Annotated in this window: 1 protein-coding gene; it reads left to right on the forward strand. The window is 62.3% G+C overall.

The genetic code is table 11. From position 1 onward, the window contains the following. On the forward strand, positions 1-2,216 hold a 2,216-nt coding region (locus ACGFIZ_RS34170; RefSeq protein ID WP_393427436.1), incomplete at both ends, for a hypothetical protein.

Below are 2,216 nucleotides of genomic sequence, written 5' to 3' on the forward strand. Positions count from 1 at the left end.
ATGTCACTTTTGGGGAATGGGGTGGCGGTTTTGTCGAAATCCGGTACACCCGGCCCGACGGCACCGAAAGCGCCATCTTCCGACGGATCGGCCGCCAGTTAACTGCCGACGAGTTGAAGGTTCTGAAGAGAATGGCACCCGGCCGGGCGTGGACAACCGATCGCCCATTGTTCAGCGAGTCCTACCGCAGCACGACGTCCATAAACAATAGGCAATTGAGCATATCGCTCGGCGGGGGTGTCGGGGCCCGAGGCGGCCACCCCACTGTCCCGCCAGGCATCATGGTTGACGGCAGGGAATTCGACTTTCCCGAGCTGGACCGAATTCATCTCGAGAGTGGGTTTGACGCCACTGGTCGACCCATGGTGGTCGCGAAAATCTCGGCCACGGTCGGCGGAGCCGAACAGGACCTGTACGTAAAAGTGGTCAACCACGCTCCCACCGCGTACGACATCGGCGGTTTCCCCGGAAAAGTGCGGTGGGAGTTGAAGAATCGGTGGAATCTTTCCGACTCAGAAGTTTTCAAAGACACAATTAGGGCGGAGAATAAATTGCCCTACCCCCTGTCGGTCAGTGTTGGTAAGGGGGGCTTGACGTTCGATGGGCGGAAGGTGCAGGTCGCCGTTGGGACGGAGATCACCTTCTGGGTAGGGAAGTGGCCGCGGCTGCCCGCATCGGAACTCGGCGTTTTCGTCGTGGTCAAGGCGCCGTTGGTCAGCGACAATGACCGACACGCCTACCGGCTCTTAAACGCGAGGACGACGATCGATAAGTTCGCTGAGCTCATGGGAACGCTCCGGAGACTGCGTGGGAACATGCCAGCCGAGTCGGAAACTGGGCAAGCCTCGAAGCGTCAGCGCACCGATGAGCGCACCGATGATGATGGGCTGGTACGGAGGCCGCGCCGTCGGCGTGGGCCGGCGTTGGAACGGCGCCCGGCCGGCCCTGGCGCTCCGCACGGCAATCAGCCGTCCGGTTCGACGGAAGCTGAGCGGTCTGGTGTTGGCCCGGCGAGCTCTGCCCTGAGGGGTGACTCGCCGGTATTGCCCGATGTGTCGATATCGGATTGGCTGCAGCCGGAGCAGGAGCAGGAGGTGGCTGAGGCGATCACCACGTTGTCGGCCGTGGTGTCCAGTGACCACCAGGCGACACTCTTCGAGGAGTGGGCGCTCAAGGTGTTCGACGTCGATCCTCGGCGGTTTGACACGGGGGTGGCCGGGGTCTTTCAGCCGGTGTTGGACGCCTTTGGGGAACAGTTGGCGGAGTTGAAGGTCCGCAGCCTGGATGGACTGCGTGCGTGGGTGATTCGTGAGCTGGCCGACGACCTCGCCCGGGGTGCCGAGTCGAAATTTAGGAAGATTCTTCCGTATCCGGAGGGCGTGTCGGAGCAGGAGCGGGAGGCGCTGCACCGGATCTGGTTTTCCAAGGTCGTAGGTGGCGGGGTTCACGAACTCACGCTCGTGTCTTTCCATGTGGCAGCCGAGAAGTTGGGGCCGATGCAGGTCCATCATCCGTTCGATGCCCCGTACCGCATCGGCCAGCAGTGGGGTGACGGTGTCGTCCCGAAACAGGTCCTGTGGTGGAGGGGCGCTTACTTCCTCGTCAAACCTCGTGCCGAAGACGGTTCCGGCATCGCCGACCGGATCGCTGCGGGCTTCCCCCAGGCAAAGATAGATCCCAGCAATCGGCGGGAACTGGATGGTGAGTTCGAGTCGACGCGTCGTCTGCTGCAAAATGCGATCGCCAAGGCGGAGAAGAATCGCGACAGCGCCTACTCGCGCATTCTGGGAAATGCCTTCCGGCGTGACCTCGCGGTCATCCGTCAAGGCTCCTTCCCGTACAGTCAGGTCCAGGAACTCGCCGCACATCACCGATACTTGCGCAATCTCAAGGACCAGGGCGGCTGGGAAGACCAGCGCCCAAGTAACCTCGCCGCCCCATTCACCATTCGCGTCCCGGCCATACCGGTGCGGCATGACCCGGAGATATCGGGGTTCACCCGTCCGGTGCCAGGGTTGAGCATCGGGCCGGCCGGCCAGGAGGTGCGTCTCGATGATATCGATGGGCTTGTTGGCCTGGGTGATAAGGTCGGTGTCACTGTCGGGAAGATTGGGAGAAGGCGTGTCGGTTTTGTCGAAATCCGGTACACCCGGCCCGACGGCACCGAAAGCGCCATCTTCCGAAGGATCCGCCGCGAGTTCACTGCCGACGAATTG

This window comes from Micromonospora sp. NPDC048830 (assembly GCF_043198215.1).
Lineage (GTDB): Bacteria > Actinomycetota > Actinomycetes > Mycobacteriales > Micromonosporaceae > Micromonospora.